Genomic DNA, 21,860 nt, shown 5'->3' with positions numbered 1-21,860 from the left:
GGCGACGTCCTACTTCGCGTCGCCGTAACACTGGACGACCGCGGTGGTGAACGGGAACCGGACCGGCGTCTGCCCGAAGACGATCCGGCCCGCGGCGTCGGCGGCATCGGCGATCGCTTGGGCCACCGCCGCGGCCTCCTCGGTCGGGCAGTGCACGATCACTTCGTCGTGTTGGAAGAACACCAGTTCCGCGCGCAGGTCGCGGATCGCGTGCCGGATTCCGGCCAGCACCACCAGGGCCCAGTCGGCGGCGCTGCCCTGCACCACGAAGTTGCGGGTGAAACGGCCGCGGGCCCGGGCGGCGGAATCGGCGCGGGTGTCGCGGGGCGCGTCCGTGTCGTCGAGCCCGACCGACAACGGCGTGCAGGTGCGCCCCAGCCAGGTCCGCACCAGGCGGCCTTCCTCGCCCGCGTGCGCCGCGTCGTCGACGTAGGCCACCGCGGCCGGGTAGCGCCGGCGCAGGCCGGCGAGGTGGGTCAGGGCGTCGCCGGAGGTCTGTCCGTAGATGGCGCCCAGCAGCGCGATCTTGGCTTGGTCCCGATCGCCGCCGAATCCTCGAGCCGCCAGGTCCGCGTAGAGGTCGTCGCCACGGCCTGCCACCTCCATCAGTCCGGGATCACGCGAGATCGCCGCCAGGACCCTCGGCTCCATCTGGTCGGCGTCGGCGACCACCAGCGACCATCCTGGATCGGCCCGGATCGCCTGCCGGATGATCTTCGGGATCTGTAGTGCGCCACCACCATTGGTGGTCCAGCGCCCCGACACTGTGCCGCCGGGTAGATATTCGGGGCGGAAACGGCCGCCGTGCACCCACTGCTCCAGCCAGGACCAACCATGCGCCGTGTACAGCCGATAGAGCGATTTGTAGGCCAGCAGCGGCGCGACAGCCGGGTGATCGATCTGCTGGATCTCCCATTTCCGGGTGGAGGACAGCAGGATTCCGGCGCGACCGAAAGCCCTGATGATGTCGGCGGGCAGATCGGGCCGGACTCGCACCCCTGGCCCGAACGCCCGCGACACCTCCTCGGCCAACTCCGCCATCCGCCGCGGTTCGGATCCGCCCGGAAAGCGCTCGCCCAGCATCGAATCCAAGAGTTCGCGGTGGACATCGGCGCGCCACGGAATGCCGAGCTGCCCCATCTCGACAGCGACGAGCATGCCCGCCGATTCGGCGGCGAGCAGCAGCCGCATGCGCTCGGGATGCTCGGCCCGAGCGGTGCGCGCGACCTGTCCGGCATAGACCGCCAGCAAGGCGGTGAACTCGTCGATCCCCGGCGGCAGCGGCACCGGGCCCGATTCGAACAGCGACGGCTGGGTCTCCGCGGCCCGCACGCGAGCGTCCGGCGGGACAGCCAGGTTGTGCAACCGCGCCCAGCCCGCCGCCAGCGAGCGTGCCTGCCCCGCCTGTCCTTCCTCGTGTCCGATCAGCAGCGACTCCGCCGCCTGGACGTCGTAGCACCGCTCGACCCACACGCCCGCCGCCAGCAGCACACGGTAGATCTCGGCCGTGGACCGCCATACCCACCGGTCGACCTCAGGGCGGGTGCGTACCGCCTCGACGAGCGAGGGCTCGTCGAGGATCGGTCCCGCCGGGTGACCGTCCTGATCGAGCGGACACAACCGAGCGCCGCCGTCGCCCGTCTCCGCTATCGCCCATCTCACCTGCCGGATTCTGGCACCGGGGTACGACAATCAGCGGCAACCGCACGCCGACGACCAGCACCGACACCTCAGGAGACGCTCACCGCGGCCTGTTCTCGACGCTCACGCGACGGCATCGCCAAGGTCAGCACCGCGAGCGCCATCGCGACGACGGCGATCGCGCCCATCATCATGATGCTGCCGCCCAGGCTGTGCGAGCTGAAGAACACCGTGGTCAGCACCGCGAGGCCGACAGCATTGCCGATCTGTTCGATGGTCGGCAGCACACCGGAGGACTCGGCCATCCGATTCGCGTCCAACCCGGACAGCATCATCGGTTGCAGTTGCACGCCGAACAGCCCGACACCGAATCCGGCCGCGAACACCGGACCGGCGCAGAGCAGCGCGTTCGCCACACCGTCGACCAGATACAGGTACACCCCGCCCGCGGCGATGCACCCGCCGAACAGCGCGATACCGGCGGCCAGCGCCCAGATATCCCAGCGGGGAACCAGAATCAGCGAACCGAGGGCGCCGGCGCCCGCACCGACGGCGAACAGGGTCATCACCATGCCGGTGAGCAGCGGCGAGTAGCCGAGCACATCCTGCATGGTGATCGAGGCGGCGAACACGAACGCGGTGAAGAGTCCGAAGAAGACGCCGACCAGCACCGAGCCGATCCGGAAGCCCTGGTTGCCGAACAGGTCGAGGCGCACGAGCGGGTTGGCGCCTCGCGCGGTGCGGGCGCGCTGCTGGGCCAGGAACACCGCCGCCAGCACGAGCCCGGCGCCGGTGACGGCGATGAGGTGGAGCCGCCACCCGTGCTCCTGGATCTGAGCCAGGCCCGCGATCAGGGCGAACAACCCGAGCCCGGACAGCGCGGCGCCGACCAGATCGAGTCGGTGCCGACCGACCGGGCTGTTGCGGTCCAGGAATTTCCACGCCAACCCGAACGCGAACAACCCGATCGGCAGGTTGATCAGGAAGACCGACCGCCACCCCCAACCACCGATATCGATGGTGAGCAGGACCCCGCCCACGATGGGCCCGAGCATCCCGGCGAATCCGGCCACTCCCCCATAGAGCGCGAAGACCAGGGGATGGCGTTCGCGCGGAAAGCCGGCCGTGAGAAGAGCGATGGTCTGGGCCGCCATGCCCGCCCCCGCCGCACCTTGGACCACGCGTGCGATCACGAGTTCAACAGGGCCACCGGCCAATCCGCACCATACGGAGGCGGCGGTGAAAGCGACCACCGACACCAGGAACATCGTGCGCCGACCGACCATCGCACCGATCCGTGCGGCGGTGAGCAGGGTGCAGGCGAATGCCAGCGCATAGCCGGAGATCACCAGCAGTTGCGCCGATCTGGACGCTCCGAGGTCGGCGGTCAGGCTCGGCAGCGCGGTGTTCACGATCGTCACGTCGATCATCTGCATGAACACCGCGATCAGACAGGCGCCGAACGCCAGCCACCGGCCGAACTCGGCTACCTGCGCCTTCGCGACCCCGGTGGTTTCGCTCATGACACCAGTTCCATCGTGGCGCGCGGGGCCGACATCGACATCTGGGTCGGGAAACTCAGCTGCACCATCCGATGCGGCGCCGCCACCTCGAACAGCGCGATGAACGGCGGCACGACCGAGCCGACCATCTTGTCCAGCATCCCGTTGACCTGCTCGAAGCCGGGCCGCAACCGCACCTGCCAACACGGGAACACCCCGGCCGTCCCCGCGAAGACGACCTGTTTCTCCACCCGGACCAGCAATGGCCAGTGCACGGAGGAGGCGAGCCACACGTCGACCGTTTCGACCAGCCCGTCGGCGAATTCCAGTCCCCGCAACATGGTCAGACCGGCGGCGATCGGCATCACATTCGGGGGGAACGGACCGGGCAGGCCACCGAACTGCAGATGCACGGTGTCGACGAAATTCACCTCTTCGCGAGAAACCACCGTCGCTCCCGACCGTGTCTGCGCGCGATAGCTTTCCGCGTGCAGTCGCCCGTCGATGCGCCCGATTCGCTGTTCGACCGTCATGACCAGTGCACGGTCGCGCCCACTCTTGTCCTCCGGGCTCGCCTCGATGGTCGTGTGGTAGCCGCCCCGGTCGTGCACGACGACGTGGGACACCTCGAAGCCGCCGGGCTCGCCGGAGATGCCGACGCGGTATCTCGACTTCTCGCCGTCGGGAATGCCGGGATCACGAAAGATGGTCGGTTCGAATTCTTCTCGGATCATGGGTGCTCCGCGGCGCTGTCGATGATGGCTCCGAATACGGACTTCATGGCGGCCAGGTAGCGCCGCACCGACTCCTGCGCGATCGCGGTGTCGGGGAAGATGACGCTCAGCGTCGTCTGTCCCGGTAGCCGGTTGATCCAGATGAGGGCTTCCTCCGAGGCGGCGCGGTTGGCGAAGACCCCGGCTTTCATGCCGTCGAACAGTTCGTTGCCCAGAAATTCCCTCGCGTCGATGAACGAGATCATCGGGGTGACCCACCCCGGCTCGGCCTTGATCTCGGAATCGGCGGGCAGCAGGTCGAGAACACGGTGAAAAGAGGTGGGCGCCAACAGCAATCCACTGTCGTAGGCCCGTTGCGCGATCATGAGCGCGCGGGCGAACGTGGTGCGTTCGCTGAGCGGGAACGCGACCGGAACGAGCGTCACGTACCAGCCCACCGAATTGTTCTCGGCCGCCGTGGTTCTGGTACTGACCGGGGTCATGCCGAAGTAGTAGTCCGAACCGACCAGCTCGCGTTCGGCCAGTGCGGCCGCGGCGAACACACCGCCGACGAATTCGGCGCCGTTGGCCCGGCAGACCTCCTCGAATCGATCGGCCTGTTCGTCGTCGAACAGCACGACACTGAGGTGGGCGCTGCGATGGTAGCCGTCGGTCTTCTCGCCCAGGTCGAGCGGGAACGTCGGCAGCCGGTTGTCGTTGCCGCGCAACAGCGCGAGCCATTTCTTCACACCCGCCGAGGACAGGCTCTGCTGATCGCTGAAGAGCCGCTCGTTGCGGCAGTAGTCGAGATAGCTCGCCGCGGGAGCGAGCGGTTCGGCCTCGTCCCACAGTTGCGCCGCGTAGAGCTGGGCGAAGTCGGCCGCGGACAGGTACTGCCCGAGACCGTCGGTGTGCAGATGGTCCACGGCCAGATACACGGTGGTGGAATCGCCGTGCTCGATGGTGCCGAAGGTGAAGCAATCCCATTGGAACGGGCCGGGTGTCGTCTTCTCCACGTGTCGGCAGATCGACTCGGGGTCGTCGATGTGGCCGTAGTCGACCGGGACGAACTCGACATCGGCCTCCGGCACCAGATGGCGCCGCACTGTGCCGCCTGGTTCGACGGCGAACCAGGTGCGAAAGGTGTCGTGGCGCATCAGGAATGCGTGGATCGCCCGGGTGATGGCGTCGCGGTCGAGGTCGCCGGTGGGGATCTCGGCGGTGACCAGGCACAGGCCGGAGAACCGGAAATCCGCGCCGCCGTGCCGGTCGGCCAGCCGCAGATACTGCTCCTGCTGTAGCGAGGGCGGCGCCGGATGGGCCGGCGCCCCGGCCGCGCGCGCGACCGAGTCCGCCGAGGCGAACCAGGTCACGAGCCGACCGGGAGACGGGCGCCATTCGTCGATCAAACCGAAGTCGACCATCAGTGCGATCCCGCCATCGAGACCTCCGCCGATCGGTCGACGGTCCAGCGGTCGGGCACTTCGACACTCGGCGGGGCGGATTCACCGGGCGCCGGCGCCACCTCCGGAAGTGGCGGTGTCACCGTGGGTTCGGAGGCGAGAATCAGCTCCGCGACCTTCGGGCCCGCCTGTTCCAGGCTGAACGAGCGCCCCATCTGCATCGACATCAGGTCGATGCCCAGCGTCTTGGTGACGCGCGCGCCCAGTTCGACCGCCATCAACGAGTCGAGCCCCAGCTCGGGCACCGGCACCGTCATGTCGATCGACTCGACCGCGACCCCCATGACGACGGCGAGTTCGTCGGCCATCTTGCGGGCGATGGCCGGTCCGCGCTTGGCCTCCTCCATCGCGGCGAGTTCGGCACGGAGCCTGGCCAATTCGGAGGTGTCCTTGGCCGAGGATTGGGCCAGGGCGGCGGTACGGCCGGTGCGCACCAACTGTGGGAAGGTTCCGGTCAGTTTCGCCCAGTCGGTGGGGATGATCGCCGCGTTCGTCACGCCGAGGCGCAGGGTCTGTTCCAGGTAAGCGGTGGCGTCGGCCATGTCGATCGGACCGAACCCCACCAGGTCCAGATACTTTTCGGCGGTTTCGTCCGAGGCCATGCCGCCCGAGGCGCCCGACAGGTGGCCCCAGCCGATGCACAGTGCGCGCTCACCGGCGGCAGCCCAGCGCCGTGCCAATGTTTCGACGGCGACGTTGGCGGCGCAGTAGTTGTACTGACCGTAGATCCCGTACATCGAGCCACCCGAGGAGCACAGGACGAACATATCCAGGGTGATGCCCGCCTCGGCTACCGCCTGGTGGATCACCTGCGCGCCATGGACTTTGGGTCGATAGACCCGGTCGAGCTCGTCGATCGCCATGCTGGCCAATCGGTTGTCGGCCACCGCCCCCGCGGCGTGGAATACCGCGCGCAACCGATGGTGTTCGCTGTGCGCGCGAGCCACGATCGCGCCGACCGCGGCGGCATCGGTCACGTCGGCGTGTTCTTCGATCACCTCGATACCCACCGCGCGCCACGCCTCGAGCTGGCGTCGCGCCGGCTCGGTGGCGGCGCCGCTGCGCCCGACCAGCACCAGCCTGCGCGCACCGCGCATCGCCAGCCAGCGACCGATCGCCATGCCGAAGCCGCCGAACCCACCGGTGATGAGATAGCTTCCGGCGCCGTCGATCTCGAGTGGCGGCAGGTAGGGCCGCACGGGCGGCTGCGGGTCGTCCATCCGCAGCGCGACGCGGCCGACGCGCGAGGATCGCAGTGTCTCCTCGAACGCCTGGCTCACCTCGTGCGTCTGGAACATCTGGTACGGCAACGGGGTGTAGACACCCTCGGTGACCTTCTCGAACACCCGCTGGAGCAGTCGCGAGAGCCGTTGCGGACGCACCGCGACCAGGCGGTCCAGATCCATCGAGTAGTAGGCGAGATTCTTGTCGAAGTTGGCCAGTTCCAGCAGCCCCCCGGTGTAGATATCGGCCTTGCCGACCTCGACGATGCGCCCGAATTCGGCCGCGGCGTTGAAGTTCTGGCGCAGGATCTCACCGGGCGCGCTGCTGACGATCACGTCGACGCCCGCACCGCCGGTCAGCGCGAGAACGTCGTCGACGAAGTTGAGCGAACGCGAGTTCACCGCGAAGTCCGCGCCCATGGCCAGGACGTGTTCGCGACGCTCGGGTGAGCTCGCCGTGCCGATGATGCGGGCGCCGATCGACTTGGCCACCTGGATGGCCGCGGTACCGACACCGCCTGCCGCGCCGTGGATCAGCACGGTCTCGCCCGCTTCGAGGCGGGCCAGGTCGTGCAGGGCGTATTCGGCCGTGCCGAAGGCGATGGTGCTGGTGCAGTAGCCGGGATCGGTGTCGGCGGGCACGATCACGGCCAGCGCTCGATCGACGACGGCGAATCTGCGCATCATGCCCTTGGACGCCACCGCGACCTTGTCACCGACCGCGACATCGGTGATGTCGGCGCCGACCCGCACCACGGTGCCGATGCCCTCCATGCCGGGCACGGTGCCGAAATACGTCGGTGCGAGTTCGCGTTCGCCGAGCAGTCCGATGACCTTGAGCGGATCCTTGTAGTTCAATCCGATCACCGCCATCGCGACCTCGATCTGGCCCGGCGCGGGTTCCGGACGCGGGCACTCACGCCACGCCACCTGCGAGAGCAAACGCGTGCGTGGCATGTCCAGCTCGAAGTTCACCTCCGGATCGGCCAGCGGATGCGACGTCTCCAGCTCTTCGATGCGCTCGGGCAGCGGCTTGGTCACCATCGGCGCCAGGCGCTTGCCCGCGCGCAGCAGGACCTCGTCGCTGTTGTCGAGGGTGAAAGCGCCGGGCACACCGAGTTCGGTGACGAGTTCGCCGATCGTGGTGGCGGGCTCGGTGTCGATCAACCGCCAGCGCAGTGGGGTCTGCTCATTGAGCAACACCCGGCGGCCGCCGGCGAGCGCGGCTTGGCGCGGGTCCGGTGCCACCTCGCTACCGGGAGCCGTGAAGGCGGATTCGGTCACCAGCGTGGCGTGGACGTTGCCGTCGCCGAAGCTGATCTGCGGCGGGGCGCCTTCCACAGTCGGGGTGACGTATTCCGACACCGCGACCGCGACGCGCTTGAGCGTCCACAGGTCCGCGACGTCGTCGGTACCCGCACCGACCACGACGCAGACGTGGGTGCGCTGCGTGTCGTCGGCTTTCGCCGCCTCCAGATTCGCGACGAGATCGGACTCCAGTTCGCCGCTGTCCGGGTCGACGAGCACCACTCGCGACCCGGGGATCGCGGCGGCGAGTTCGGCGGTGCGCGGGTTGTCGCCGAGCGCGACGATCACGGTGGATACCGACCCGGCTTCGACCAGGGCAGCGGGGTCGATCGGGTCGCGCTCTTCGAGCACCTCGGTGTAGTAGAAGTCGGCCATCCGGTGCAGCGGGCTGTCACCGGGCTTGAGCGCGCCGATCTGCAGGCCCGTCAACCGCGCGACGAGCTTTCGGTCGCGGTCGAGCAGGTCGACATCGGCGCGCAGGCGGGCGCCGGGGTCGCGGCGGGCGACGACGGTGATCTGCGCGGGCAGTTCGGCGAGCAGCCGCACCGCGTTCACTCCCACGGGCACCATGACGCCCTCGTTGATCCGTTCGTCGGCGAAAAGCATCGCCGCGCACTGCATCGCGGCGTCGACGACGGCCGGATGCGCCAGATGCCCCGACCCTTCGGCGATGCTGCCGTCGACGGTGGCCAGCACGACGTCGCGTCCGACCCGCACCGAGGTCACCCGCTGGAACGTCGGACCGTATTGCAGGCCGGCCGAGGCAAGGCCCGCGTAGAACATCGCCGGGTCGACATCGACACCGATCTCGATGGTGGGCAGCTCGACTTCGGTCTGTTCGTGACTGCCGGTCAGCGAACGCCCCGTCGAGTGCACCGTCCACGCTGTACCGGTGGCGCTGCGCGATCTGATCAGGAAGCGGCCGCTGGCCTCCTCCACGCTCATCGCGACCAGCGGAACATCGGGGGCGCCCATGATCAGCGGCGCGACGAACCGAACCCCTTCCAGCGCGACCTGTTTGCTGCCGATCCGGGCGGCGGTGGCGCTCAGCGCCGCGTCCAGGTACGCCGCACCCGGCATGATCTTGACGCCGTTGACGACATGGTCGACCAACCACGGCAACAGTTCGGTGCCCACCTGCAACAACCACTCGGGACGCCCCTCGACATCGGGATCACCGAGCATGGCGTGGCCGCCGGGCGTGCCGAGGCGGGCCTGCTCGAACAGTGGCAGCGCCGAGTGCAGACGGGTGCGCTGCCAGGGATACCGTGGCAGCGGCACGTGCGCGGTGACGCCCCGCTCCGCCGGGAACAGCAGCCCACGATCGAGCACACCGGCGGCGTGCAGACCGATGAGGGTGCGCCGGAAGCTGTCCGAATCGGATTGCTCGCGGTCGAGGGTGGGCACCGTGGTGCCGTTCACGTCCGCGTCGACCAGCGCTTCGCGAATATTGCCCGACAGCACCGGATGTGGACCGACCTCGAGGAAGATCCGATTGCCCGCGGCGATCAGACTCCCGATCGCGGCGAAGAACCGCACCGGCTGACGGACATTCGACCACCAGTACTCCGCGTTCCAGTCGCCCTCGGTGACCAGCTCACCGGTCACCGAGGAGTACAGCGGCACCGACGGCGTCTGCGGCGCCAGATCGGCCAGCGCCGTGCGCAGTTCGTCGTGGATCGGATCCATCAATCGGCTGTGATAGGGCACCTCGACCCTTATCCGACGAGCGAATATGCCGTCCTCCGTGAGCTTTTCGGCGATCTCGTCGAGCCGGTCGACGTCGCCGGACAGGGTCAGCGACGTGGGGCTGTTGATGGCCGCGATGTCGACGCGCGGATCGCCGGCGATGAGCGCGTCGGCCTGCTCCTTGGTCATGCCGACGGCGAGCATCCCGCCGCTTCCCGCGGTCGTGGCCTGCAATCGCGCCCGGTGATAGGCCACGCGCACCGCCTCGCGCAGCGACAGCATGCCGCTCACATACGCCGCCGACACCTCACCCACGCTGTGGCCGACGATGGCAGCGGGGACGATGCCGTATTCGGCCAGCTCGCGCACCAGGCCCACCTGCACGAGGAAGTTCGCGGGCTGGGCGACCTCGGTGCTGGTGACCCGGGACTCGTCCTCGGGCTTGCGCAGTTCCTCGATGATCGACCAGCCCGCGATCGCGCGGAATTCCGCGTCGATCTCCTCGGCGGTCTCGGCGAACACCCCGCCTGCCGCGAGCAGACCACGGGCCATCTTCCAGTGCTGGGGACCCATCCCCGAGAACACGAACACCGGTTCGGCGGCGCTGGAGGAGACTGTGCGGCCGGCGTCACGGCCGGTACCCGACGCGTACGCGCGCAGTTCGTGAACCAGCTCGTCGGTGGAACCGTCGAGGAGCACGCCGGTACGGAACGGGTGGTGCGACATTCGGGTCCACGCCGCTTCGGCCAGTCGATCCGGGTCGGCCCCCGCGGTGATCAGGTCGGCGAACCGGCTCGCCAACGCGCGCGCGGCACCGGTACTGCGGGCCGAGATAGGCAGGATGCCGAGGTGGCGGGCCGGTTCGGTCGGCGATTCGGGCGCGCGGAACTCCTGCAGGATCGCGTGGGCGTTGGTGCCGCCGTAGCCGAAACCGTTGACCGCCACCGACATCGGCCCGGCGTCGTCGGGCAGCGGTTGCGCTTCGGTCTGCACGTGCAGGCCCAGCTCGTCGAAGGGGATGTCGGGGTTCGGGTTGTTCAGCCAGCCCTGCGGCGGCAGCGTGCGATGTTGCAGCGCCAGTGCGGCTTTGATCACGCTGGCCACACCCGCGGCAGCCTCGGTGTGACCGATCGTCGCCTTCACCGAGCCGACGCCGATGGTGCCGGTGCGCCCGGACGGCGCACCGAAAACCGCACCGAGAGCGCGCAATTCGACCGGATCGCCGACCAGCGTTCCGGTGCCGTGCGCCTCCAGATAGGTGATCTCGTCCGGCGCCAGGCCCGAGCGCTCACAGACCGCGCGGGCCAACGACTCCTGCGAGTCGGCGTTCGGGACCGTGATCGCGGTTGTTCGCCCGTCCTGATTGGACCCGGTGGCCTTGATCACGGCGTAGACGCGATCACCGTCGCGGACAGCGTCTTCGAGCTTCTTCAGCGCCACCATGCCCGCGCCTTCACCGCGACCGTAGCCGTCGGCGGAGGCGTCGAAGGACTTGCAGCGACCGTCGGTGGCCAGGAAACCGCCTTTGCACATGAGCACGAAGGTTTCCGGCTGCAGCATCACATTGACACCGCCCGCCAGCGCGACCTTGCAGTCGTCGTTCTCCAGCGCCTGGCAGGCCAGGTGCAGCGCGACCAGCGACGAGGAGCACGCGGTGTCGACGGTGATCGCCGGACCGACCAGGTTCAGCGCGTAGGCGATCCGATTCGACAGCATCGTGTAGGAGGCACTGGCCGGGGTGTGCATGTCGGTGTGGAACAGCGCGGGGCCCACCACGCCGATCACCGACTGGTCCACGACGAAACCGCCCACATAGACCCCGATCTGTTCGCCGGCCGAGCGTCCCGCGATCCCGGCGTCGTCGAGGGCCTCCCAGGTCACCTCGAGCATCAGCCGCTGCTGCGGGTCGAGCACCGTGGCCTCACGCGGGGAGATCCCGAAGAAGTCGGGATCGAACTCCCACGGATCATTGGTCATGAAGGCGCCGTGCTTGGTATAGCTGCGCCCCGGCGTCCGTGGCTCGGGGTCGTAGTAGCGGCGCCAGTCCCAGCGGTCGGCGGGCATCTCCACCACGCCGTCGCGCTTGTCGACGACAAAGTCCCAGAATGATTCCGGGGAGTCGATCCCGCCCGCGAACCGACATCCGATTCCGACAATGGCAATATCCGACACGTGATTTCCTCCGGTTCGACCGGCCTGTGGCATTGACCGTTGGTGTCAACGTAGAAGCCCACCACCGTGACGATCGTCCGATTACCGACCTCTGGAATTTCGGACGGGTAATAGCGCGCCTCTCTGTGATCGGGCCCATAGAGCGAAGTCATGCCTCACAAGAAGACTCGGAGAGTCGTTGTGACCGGCCGCAAGATTGCGTGGTAGCGACCGAAAAGGATACTGACAGTGACAAGTTCGACGCATCGCGAGCAGTTGGGAGGCGAATGTGTTCGCCGAGTTGACACAATGGGCAGACACCGTCGTGCGTCGGCGATATTTGGTGATCTTGATTATGGTGACCGGATTGTCGGCACTGGGAACCTACGGGCTCGGACTCGGCGCGGATCTGAGTTCGAAAGGGTTCGACGATCCGTCATCGGAATCGGTTCGTGCGGCGCACGTACGCGACAACGCATTCGGCCGTGATCACAGCAGCGATGTGATTTTGTTGTTTCGGGCGCCCGAGGGCGCAACTATCGACGATCCAGCCTTTACCGAGACAGTCGTAGCGGGACTGAACAGTCTGCCGCAGCGTTTCCCGAACGAAATCGACCGGATCAACGGCGCGTATTGGCCCACCGATACCGGCGTGGCGCTTCCCGACGTCTTCGGCTCGCCCGAACGTGACTACGCGTTCGCCTCCGTGGCGGTCAGCGGCCTCGATCCCACCGAACAGGGCCGCAACTACCGCAAGATCGCCGAGGAGTTCGTGATCCCCGGGGTCGAGGTCGAACTCGCCGGCGGGCAACCGGTCGCTCTCGCGTTGAACGACACCATGGTTCAGGATCAGCGACGCGTGGAGTTGTTCGCCATCCCCGCGGTCGCGATCCTGTTGTTCTTCCTGTTCGGCGGCGTCGTCGCCGCGGCGCTGCCGCTGATCATCGGCGGACTCACCATGCTCGGCGCGTGGGGCCTGCTGCGCTGCCTCACCGCGGTCACCGAGGTGAACTCCTTTGTCTCCCCTGTCGTCTCGATGATCGGCCTCGGCCTGGCGATCGACTACGGGCTGTTCGTGCTCAGTCGTTTCCGCGAGGAACTCGCCGACGGCCGCACGGTCGACGACGCGGTCCGACGATCGGTGACCACGGCGGGGCGCACGGTGTTGTTCTCGGCCTTGATCGTGGTGGTCGCGGCGGCGGGCATTCTGGTGTTCCCGCAGGGCTTCCTCCGATCGTTCGCCTACGGCGCCATCATCACCATTTCGCTGGCGGCGCTGACCTCGATCACCCTGCTGCCCGCGATGCTGGCCGTGCTGGGCAGGCGAGTCGACTGGCTCGGCGTCGACTGGTTCCGCAAACCGGTCGCGAGCGACCGTGTCCCCGACAACAGGTGGGGCCGATTCGCCGCGGGCGTCATGAAACGTCCGCTGGTGGTGGCGATTCCGATCTGCCTCGGATTGCTGCTGCTCATCGTCCCGATCCAGAATCTGGCCTTCGGCTCCATCAACGAGCGCTTCCTCCCGCCGACCCATCCGACGCGGGTGGCCCAGCAGCACTTCGACGAACTGTTCCCGCTGCGCCAGATCGACCCGATCGACCTGGTCATCATCACTTTCGACCCAGAAACGGCCGAGACCGTCCGCGCCGACGCCAACCACGCCCCCGGCATCGGCGCGCCGTTCGCCGAGCCGATGCAGTCGCCGTTCCAGCCCCAGGTCCTCACCACCCACACCGTGCTCGCCGGTTCCGACGACGCCGAGGCGACCGTCGACTATCTGCGTTCGATGCCGCTGCCGCCCGGCACGACACTGATGGTCGGGGGCAACCCCGCGGTGGAGAAGGACAGTATCGACGCGCTCGTCGAGCGGATGCCGCTGATGATCGCGTTCGTCTTCCTGGCCAGCACGCTCCTGATGGCGCTGACCTTCGGTTCGCTGATACTGCCGCTCAAAGCGGCCGCGTTGAACCTGCTCGGGCTCGGCGCCACCCTCGGCGTGCTGACGTGGGTCTTCATCGATGGGCACGGCGCGGGGTTGCTCGGCTTCACCCCGCAACCCATCATGTCGCTGGTCTTGGTCGTCATCGTGTCGGTGGTCTACGGGCTGTCGACCGATTACGAGGTCTTCCTGCTGTCTCGCATCGTCGAAGCCAGGGCGGCGGGAGCCTCCACGACCGAAGCGGTGCAGGCGGGGATCGCCCGGACGGGCCGCATCATCACCGCTGCCGCGCTGATCCTGCTGGTGGTCACCGGCGCGTTCGCGTTGTCGGATCTGCTGATGATGCAGTACATCGCCCTCGGCATGGTCACCGCGCTGTTCATCGACGCCACCATCCTGCGGATGCTGCTGGTGCCCGCGTCCATGCGGCTGCTCGGGGACGTCTGCTGGTGGGCGCCGACGTGGCTCACACGCTTGCAGCCCACTCCCGAACACGAATCTCTCGCCCACTCGACACCTTCCGGAGCTGCTCCGACGCCAGTCCGCGGCGACCGGGACTGACCCCGGAGTACCACCATGAAAGTCCGGAGCGGCACCGTCGACGTGCCCACCGCATCCGCCGGCGCGCTACCCGCCTTCGCATGGCGCGAGGTGTCGATTGTCGCGACCGTGGCCGCGACCCTGTTCCTCGCCAGGATCGACCGCTATCGCATCGGCGGCGACGAACTGTATTTCCTGGCGGCCGGGCGGCATCCGTCGGTGAGCTATGCCGATCAGGGCCCGTTGGTTCCGCTGCTGGCGGCACTGTCGGACTACCTCGCGCCGGGATCCACCGCCGTCCTGCGGTTGCCCGCACTGCTGTTCACAGTGCTGGCCGTCGTGCTCAGCGCGGTGATGGCCAGGGAATTCGGCGGTGGCCGACTCGCCCAGACCGTCGCCGCGCTCGCCTACGCGACCACCCCGATGGCGGTGATGCAGTCGGCGATGCTGAGCACCTTCGCCCTCGACATCACCTTGACGGCGACGCTGGCGTGGCTGCTGATCCGCTGGGTACGGACCCGCGAGGACTACCTACTGGTCGCAGCGGGCTTCGTCGCCGCGGTCGACTTCCAGGTCAAGTGGCTGATTCCGATCGTCTGGGCGGTGCTCGCCCTCGGTGTGGCCGTGTTCGGGCCGAGGGAGATGCTGCGTCGGACCGCGTGGTGGCTCGGCTCGGGTCTGCTCGCCGGGTCGGCTGTCCCGATTCTGTGGTGGCAGCACAGCAATGGCTGGCCGCAGTTGGCGATGGGCGCGGTCGTGCGCGACGAACAACTCGCCACCGCCGGGTTGACGGCGGTGCCGTGGACGATGATCCAGGTCACCGGGGCGGGCGGGCTGCTGTTGCTCGCGGGCATGTGGGCGGGCCTGCGCGCCGAGCGATTCCGGCCGTACTACTTCCTGATTCCGATGATCGCGCTCGGTCTCGGCGCGGTAGTACTCGCGGGTCTGCGCCCCTATTTCGTCGCCGGTGCGTTTCCCGGCCTGTTCGCGGCGGGCGCGGTGTATCTGGCAGACCGTGGCTTGTCCCGGCTCGGGGCGATCGTCAGCGGTGGCATCGGCGCCCTCGCGACCGCGATCTGTGTCGCGCTCGTCCTCGTGCTGCCCCTACCGGAGTCGGCACTACGACAGCCCACCGACGACTATGCACAAATCCATTCGCGCAGTCTGCTTTTCGGGCTGGACGGCTGGGACGACCTGGTCACCGCGGTGGCCGAGACCTACGACCGGGTACCGCCGCGCCAACGTGAGGCTCTGGTGATCGTGACCCAGAACTATTGGCAGGCAGCCGCACTCGACGACCTCGGGCCCGCAGCCGGCCTACCTGCGGTGTTCAGCCCGAACCGCGGCTACGGCTACTTCGGCACACCACCCGACACCGCCACCACCGTGCTCTACGTCGGGGTCGACGATCCGGGCACCGTGCTGGGAACCCGCTTCGACCGGACCACCCTGCTGACCCACATCGACGAAACGCTCGGCTTTCCCGGCGTGAACCGCGGCGTCGCGGTGTGGCTGTGCGACGGGCCGAGCCGACCGTGGTCGGTCGTGTGGCCCGATGCCATGCAGCTGCGGTTCGTCGACGGGACGAGCCGCCATGAGCGATAGCGACGACACCGGAGCGAACGGAGACGAGACAGTGGTGCATTCGATGCTGCGGCGGCTGGCGCTCGCGGTGGCGCTCGCCGCCACCGGCCTGCCCGTCGTCGCGACCGCGCAGGCGGCCCCGGACCTGGTCGCGGCCCACGCCATGGCAGCGGCACTACCGGCGCCGAACGGCTCGTTCGCCGTTTCGGCGGCCGCCAACGGCCCCGGCAAGGTGATCGACCTGACCGTGCACTCGGCGGCGATGAACCGCCCGGTCACCGTCGCGGTCATTCCCGCCGCCGATCCCGCGGCGCCCGCGGGCTCGCTGTATCTGATCAACGGGGTGGACGGCGGCACCGACACCCCCGATTGGCGGGAGGGCAGCAACTGGTTCACCAAGACCGACGCCGTCCAGTTCTTCGGCGCCGCACAGGCCAACGTGGTGATGCCGATCGGCGGCGCGGGCACCTTCTACACCGACTGGCAGGCCGACGATCCGGGCACCGGACGCAATCGTTGGCTGACCTTCCTCACCACCGAACTACCCCCGATCATCGACTCGGCCTTCCACGGCACCGGCCGCGACGCGGTCGCCGGTTTGTCGATGGCCAGCGCGGCGGTGTTCCGGATGGCGCAGGAAGCGCCGCAACGATTCCGGATGGTCGGCTCCTTCAGCGGCTGTATCCAGACCAGCAACCCGGCCGGACAGGCGATGGTGGCCTCGATCGTCACCGCGCGGCGCGGCAACCCGCTGAATATGTGGGGGCCGCCCACCGATCCGGCCTGGACGACCAACGACGCGGCCCTCAATGCCGAGAAGCTGCGCGGAGTGCAGGTGTATGTCAGTACCGGCAACGGCCTGCCCGGCCCGCTGGACACCCTCAACGGCCCCGGCGTCAAGAGCAATCCGATGAAGCTGCTCGACCAGTTGATCATCGGCGGTGTGCTCGACGGGATCACCGTGGTGTGCACCGCGTTGTTGCGTGACCGACTGGCCGCACTCGATATCGCGGCGACGTTCGATTTCCGCCCGGCGGGCACCCATTCCTGGGGTTACTGGGAGCAGGACATGCACGCCTACTGGGAACGTGCCGCAGCGCTGATCGTCCCGTAGACACACGAGATCAAGGCAAGGTCGTATTCGGAATATTCCGACGGAACTTCACTCACCCCCTGGCGCCTTTGTGCGGGAAACGCACGTCCGAGCACGAACCTTGATGAGCCTACTCAATACCGGTCCACCGAGTACCGAAAACCCGCTCGCGAAATCTACCCTTCGCCCATGACAACTCGACGTTCCCCGCCCGGCAGTTCCACCTGCAGTACGCGCACCATTCCGCCGCCTCGATCGCCCGATCGAAGTCAGCAGTGGACCGACTTCGCCGAAAAGGAACTCCGATGCCACCGAAACCCGTCGACCGGCGAATCCGCCCGAAGCAAGAGCGCGCGAAGGCGACCAGAGAACACATTCTCGACACCGCTGCGGAGTTGTTCGGCCAGCGAGGAATCGACAACACCTCTACCAATGTCATCGCGGCGCACGCGCAGATCAGCATCGGAACGCTGTACCGGTATTTTCCGGAGCGGTCCTTCCTCGTCGACGAACTCCTCGATCGGCTGATCACCGACGTCGAGCAGGATTTCACCCAGCGGGTATTCAGCTTGACCGTGGATACCTCGCCGACCAGCAGCGACGACTACGTCGCGATCGCGTCGGAGATTCTCGACGTCTTCGCCGATGCGCTGGCCGCCAAGTCGGATCTGGTTCGCGCGCTCGTGCGCAGCGTGCAGTTCTACAGCAGTGGGTTGCCCGAATTCGAACCGCGACTGCGCATGCTGCTCAAGCTCATCGTGATCCAGTTCGTCGGGCCCGGACACGACCATGACCACGACATGATGTCGTGGGTTCTGGTCAACACCGGTTTCGCCGCGGTGTTGCGCGCCTCGGCCGACGACGTGGCCGACGGCGACCGCGCCGCCGCCATCGCCATGACCGCGCGGATGATCGGCACCTGGCTGTACGCCGAGGTGCGGCGCAACGAATAGATCCCTCGCGCGGGCAGCTACACCGAAACCTCCTCGCGGGCTTGGAGATCGGCCAGCACGAGGCGCAGCAGTTGCTCGGCACGGATGCGCTGCCAACCCAGCATCGGGTGCGGACTGAACCTGGCCTCCTCGAACAGTGCGACAAGTTCGTGCGCGCCGTCGTCGTGCAGCACGCCGCTGTCGAAGGCCCGCTCCAGCACCTCCCTCGGGGTATCCGAAACCAGCGGTGCCGCAGCACGATCCGCCGCCAGCCCGGCCTCCATCGCCACGTAGCAGGCGATCACCGCGGTCCGCGGATCCTGCCCCGGCGCGTTCATCGCGGCCAGGCCCATCTCGGCCGCCCTGGTCAGCGAGTCGACCGTGTTCGCCACTTGCTCCTCGGTGAGTTCCACTCCTTCGACCAGGGGCGTCCGCCGCCCGGAGACGGTGACGCCGACGAGACCGACCAGCGCGATGCCGATCAGCACGATCGCCAGCCCCACCGCCCCCAGCAACGCCGTCCCGCTGAGACGCGACGAGTCGACCGCCGAGTCGACGACCTGCACCTCGACAGCGCCCGAGATCGGCGGCGTCCCTTCCGCGACGGTCGCCGGTGAAGCAGGTTGCCGCCGGGCGCCGGGCAAGACGAACAGCATGGTGATGCCGACAGCTAACGTCAGCGCCACAGCGCTGAGCGCGACGGGAGCCAGCACCGCGAACCGCTTGAACGACAGGCGAACCCCGAGATCGCTGTCGAGCGCGGGCATCGCCAAGGGCAGCCGATGCTGACTGACAATGACTCCGGCGAGCAAGATCACCACCGAGACCAGCAGCAGTACCGGCATCAATGCGACAGCCACCGGCGAAGCATTGCCGGTTTCACTGTGAACGGTGGTTCCAGGTAAATGTCCGTGCAGCGCGATAATCGCTGCGACAATCAGCACGACCGCCGCGAACGCACGACCTATTGGCGCCAATATCTTTCCCACTGCTGTACCGCCGAACCCCTGGAAGCCACCCGAAATGCCCACATAATGGCATTTCGCCCGCCCACCAGGAACCAACCACACCAGGTTTGGTCCAACTCCCTCAGTGTCGGCCGATTCCTTGTTCCCCACAACATTTCCTACCGCGGGGCAATGAAATTCTCAGCCGGGCATGTCAATCGGCGAGAAAGCGCTCGGCGTTCGCGTGCGCCCACTGACCGAAGGTGGTGGCGGGCTTGCCGGTGATGTCCTCGACGCTGGTGATGGGCAGCGATTCCGGGGTCGGGGCGAAGTCGATCAGGACGTTGTCGACGTACCAGGTGGCGTTGTCGCCCATGGTGGGCCGCAGGGCGGCGATGGTTTCCTCGCGAGTGGAGGTACGGAAGGTGAGCTCGCGATCGAGCGCGTCGGCCAGATGTGCGAGCAGGTCGGTGCGACTGAGGATCTCCGGGCCCGCGAGGGCGTGTGCGCGGCCGAGGTGACCATCGGTCAGTAGCGCGGTCGCGGCGACCGCGGCGATGTCGTTCATGGCGATGGGCGCGCTCGCGGTGTCAGGGTGTGGTTCCCGGACCGCACCGTTTTCGCGGATCTGCTGGGACCAGGTCAGGGTGTTCTCCATGAAGTCGGCGGGCCACAGATGGGTCCAGGCCAACCCGCTGCCTTCCACGGCGTTACACACACTGCCCCACCAGCTTTCGGGCTCGCCGGACAGATCCACGACGTGCCGCACACCGGCGGCCCGCGCCAGCTCCAGCACCTCGGTGACAGTGCCCGGCGAGGGTGCCAGATACATCCGGTCGACGTCCTCGAAGGCCGCGGACAAGCTGCCCGGTCGCCCCAGATGGCCTCGGACCACCTGAACCCCCTCGGGCAGTGCGGCTTTGTCCGGGTCGATGGTCAGCGCGCGAATGTCGGTGGCACCTCCCGCGATCAACTGGTCCACGACCAGCCGCCCGATATTGGCCGTCGCCCCGGTAACCAGGATTGTCATCGGTTTTCCCTCCGTCTCGGCTCGTTGGACCCTTCGATCCTGCCAACGAAATCCGACCGGCGCACATGGCAATGCGCGCCGGAATCTCCGCGAGCCCACGGCGCCGCAACGAGCCCGCCCGCCACGACAGGGGGCTTTCGCGTCTCGGCCTGACCCGGATAGCGCGTGTTCTCCGCGCCGGTAAGCCCGACCGGTCACGGATACGGCCCGTGCTGCCATGGATGAGGACCGTCGTCGACGACGTCGTCACGCACACGCGGATGAACAAGTTCCAAACCGTCGGTTGGGCGCACTGGTTCGCGAAGGTCAGGTTCCTGCTCGACGTGGACCTAAGGCTTAACCGGAGCCCGAGGTGGAACCGGAGCCGGTGGCCGAGGTCGCGTCCGCGACTACTGCTGCGCCGAAGGCTGCTCCCGCTGGTGGCGGTCTGGGGATGAAGGGTGGCGCGAAGGCTCCCGGTGGTGGACTCGGCATGAAGAGCGCTGCCAAGGCTCCCGGTGTGAAGCCTCGAGCCGTCGAATCGCCCACGGCAGAGGAAAATTTCCGGTAACCGTATCGATATCTACGGTATGGCAATGTAATTCGCTCTATATGTCGAAGTGATGATGTTTTTCCGGTATCACTCCTGGTGGGTTCCACGGAATCGATGACGATGCGAAAATGTCCTCGGACCGAGATCCGGTCCGGCAGAGGATGTTCCGCCGGATTCGGCGGGCAGACTGGAGGGGCAGGATGCATTTCTCGCGATTCAGCTCGATCGCCGTTCTCGCGGCAGGAGCTGTGGGCCTCGCGGCCACCACCACCGCGCAGGCCGCACCATCACCAGCGGTTCCGATCGTGCAGGGCGTCGACGGCGGCGTGGCGTTCACCGCGAGTCCGCGAGCCGATGGCTCCGGGCTCACCGTGTCCGCCCCGGACGGCACCTTCAGTGTCGCCGGGGGCGCGGTCACCCTCACGAACCGGGAGGGGCGGGTGGTCGCCGCGGTGCCGACCCGCATCATCACCGGCGCAGGCGATTTCGACCTGGTGGCGGGTATCTCCGCCGACGGCCGTTCCGCGACGCTGACTCCCACCGCCGCACCGGCCGTCGTCACCGCCAACATGGCGGAGTTCATCGACGCGGCCGGTGACGTCGAGGCTCGCAAACAGCACAACGCAGGCATCGGCGCGCTCATCGGCGCGGGTATCGGCGCAGTGCTCGGATTCTTCCTCGGCGGAGTCGGCGCACTGGTCACCATCCCGATCGGCGCGGGTATCGGCGCCCTCATCGGCTACTCGACGCCGTAGCGGGTCCCCAGTGGTGGTCGGCCGTCGGACGACCACCACTCACGCCGCTGTCCACGCCCGTCGGTCGACCCGGCCGGAAGGCGTACGGATCTGGTGACTCGGCCGTCTCACCTGCGCGACTAAGGTCGGCAGTGTGATTCGGTGGACCGAGCCCAGGAGGCAGCGATCATGAACGCGTCGAACGAGCGCACACCCAGCGCGTGGGAAGAGATCATCGCTGCGGATCCGGGGCATTCGAGGCGCTATGTGGAGCGGTTTCGGGACCTCGCCGCGCAGGGCACCGACATCGTCGGCGAGGCGAGGTTGATCGATGCGATGCTCGGGCGTGGCAGTCGCGTGCTCGACGCGGGATGTGGGCCGGGGCGCACGGGCGGATACCTCCACGACGCCGGGCACACGGTGGTGGGGGTCGATGTCGATCCGGTGCTCATCGATGCGGCACGCGCGGATCATCCCGGTGCGACGTGGCTGGTCGGCGACCTGGCCGAGCTCGATGTGCCTGCCGCCGACTTCGACGCCATCGTGTGTGCGGGCAATGTGATGACCTTTCTTGCCCCGTCCACCCGGTCGGCGGTGCTGGCGGGGTTCGCCGGGCATCTCGCGCCGGGCGGCCGGGTGGTCACCGGGTTCGGCGCGGACCGCGGCTACGAGTTCGCCGAGTTCCTGACCGATGCCGAATCGGTCGGTCTCACCGCCGATCTGTTGCTGTCGACCTGGGATCTACGGCCCTTCACCGACGACTCCGACTTCCTGGTCGCGGTGTTCTCGCACACACCCGACTCGAACCCACGTGACGCATGATGGGCAGCGACGAGCGA

At 67.7% G+C, this 21,860-nt stretch carries 13 protein-coding genes; 6 read left to right on the top strand and 7 right to left on the bottom strand.

The features are described 5' to 3' along the window. Positions 1-9: 9 nt before the first annotated feature. The 5 genes from QX204_RS09440 to QX204_RS09420 form a co-directional block, all read right to left on the bottom strand. Positions 10-1,662, bottom strand: a complete 1,653-nt coding sequence (locus tag QX204_RS09440; RefSeq protein ID WP_301906210.1) for a bifunctional 3'-5' exonuclease/DNA polymerase — start codon at positions 1,660-1,662, stop codon at positions 10-12. Positions 1,663-1,730: 68 nt separating this feature from the next. Further along, positions 1,731-3,164 carry an MFS transporter gene (locus QX204_RS09435; protein WP_301906209.1) on the bottom strand — a complete coding sequence of 478 codons (1,434 nt, stop codon included), beginning with the start codon at positions 3,162-3,164 and terminating at the stop codon, positions 1,731-1,733. Further along, positions 3,161-3,877: a hypothetical protein gene (locus QX204_RS09430; RefSeq protein WP_301906208.1), complete on the bottom strand. Its 717-nt coding sequence runs from the start codon at positions 3,875-3,877 to the stop codon at positions 3,161-3,163. Before QX204_RS09430 ends, QX204_RS09435 begins: the two co-directional genes overlap by 4 nt. Further along, positions 3,874-5,280: a condensation domain-containing protein gene (locus tag QX204_RS09425; RefSeq protein WP_301906207.1), complete on the bottom strand. Its 1,407-nt coding sequence runs from the start codon at positions 5,278-5,280 to the stop codon at positions 3,874-3,876. Before QX204_RS09425 ends, QX204_RS09430 begins: the two co-directional genes overlap by 4 nt. Then, the gene (locus tag QX204_RS09420) at positions 5,280-11,711 is read right to left on the bottom strand and encodes a type I polyketide synthase (protein WP_301906206.1); all 6,432 of its coding nucleotides are present in this window, start codon (positions 11,709-11,711) and stop codon (positions 5,280-5,282) included. Before QX204_RS09420 ends, QX204_RS09425 begins: the two co-directional genes overlap by 1 nt. A gap of 268 nt (positions 11,712-11,979) precedes the next feature. Between QX204_RS09420 and QX204_RS09415 the strand changes: the two genes are divergently transcribed. The 4 genes from QX204_RS09415 (at position 11,980) to QX204_RS09400 (ending at position 17,799) form a co-directional block, all read left to right on the top strand. Next, positions 11,980-14,190, top strand: a complete 2,211-nt coding sequence (locus QX204_RS09415; protein WP_301906205.1) for an MMPL family transporter — start codon at positions 11,980-11,982, stop codon at positions 14,188-14,190. A gap of 15 nt (positions 14,191-14,205) precedes the next feature. Further along, positions 14,206-15,774, top strand: a complete 1,569-nt coding sequence (locus QX204_RS09410) for a glycosyltransferase family 39 protein (RefSeq protein WP_301906204.1) — start codon at positions 14,206-14,208, stop codon at positions 15,772-15,774. Continuing rightward, positions 15,764-16,867: an alpha/beta hydrolase gene (locus tag QX204_RS09405; RefSeq protein WP_301906203.1), complete on the top strand. Its 1,104-nt coding sequence runs from the start codon at positions 15,764-15,766 to the stop codon at positions 16,865-16,867. Before QX204_RS09410 ends, QX204_RS09405 begins: the two co-directional genes overlap by 11 nt. Before the next feature lie 284 nt (positions 16,868-17,151). After that, positions 17,152-17,799, top strand: coding sequence for a TetR/AcrR family transcriptional regulator (locus tag QX204_RS09400; protein ID WP_301906202.1), 648 nt, complete (start codon positions 17,152-17,154; stop codon positions 17,797-17,799). A gap of 17 nt (positions 17,800-17,816) precedes the next feature. Here the strand turns inward: QX204_RS09400 and QX204_RS09395 are convergent, their stop codons facing one another. Together QX204_RS09395 and QX204_RS09390 are read right to left on the bottom strand one after the other, a co-directional pair. Further along, complete coding sequence (locus QX204_RS09395) at positions 17,817-18,638, bottom strand: DUF4129 domain-containing protein (RefSeq protein ID WP_301906201.1); 822 nt, start codon at positions 18,636-18,638, stop codon at positions 17,817-17,819. Positions 18,639-18,939: 301 nt separating this feature from the next. Then, on the bottom strand, positions 18,940-19,755 hold the full coding sequence (locus QX204_RS09390; RefSeq protein WP_301906200.1) for an NAD(P)H-binding protein: 816 nt from the start codon (positions 19,753-19,755) through the stop codon (positions 18,940-18,942). 732 nt (positions 19,756-20,487) lie between these two features. Between QX204_RS09390 and QX204_RS09385 the strand changes: the two genes are divergently transcribed. Next, positions 20,488-21,042 (top strand): DUF8020 domain-containing protein, encoded by a 555-nt coding sequence (locus QX204_RS09385; protein WP_301906199.1) that lies wholly within the window; start codon positions 20,488-20,490, stop codon positions 21,040-21,042. 168 nt (positions 21,043-21,210) lie between these two features. Next, positions 21,211-21,843: a class I SAM-dependent methyltransferase gene (locus QX204_RS09380; RefSeq protein ID WP_301906198.1), complete on the top strand. Its 633-nt coding sequence runs from the start codon at positions 21,211-21,213 to the stop codon at positions 21,841-21,843. Positions 21,844-21,860: the final 17 nt, after the last annotated feature.

Origin of the sequence: Nocardia sp. PE-7 (genome assembly GCF_030486425.1) — a bacterium.
Classification (GTDB): Bacteria; Actinomycetota; Actinomycetes; order Mycobacteriales; family Mycobacteriaceae; genus Nocardia; species Nocardia salmonicida_A.
This window is presented reverse-complemented; position numbering and strand designations above follow the sequence as displayed.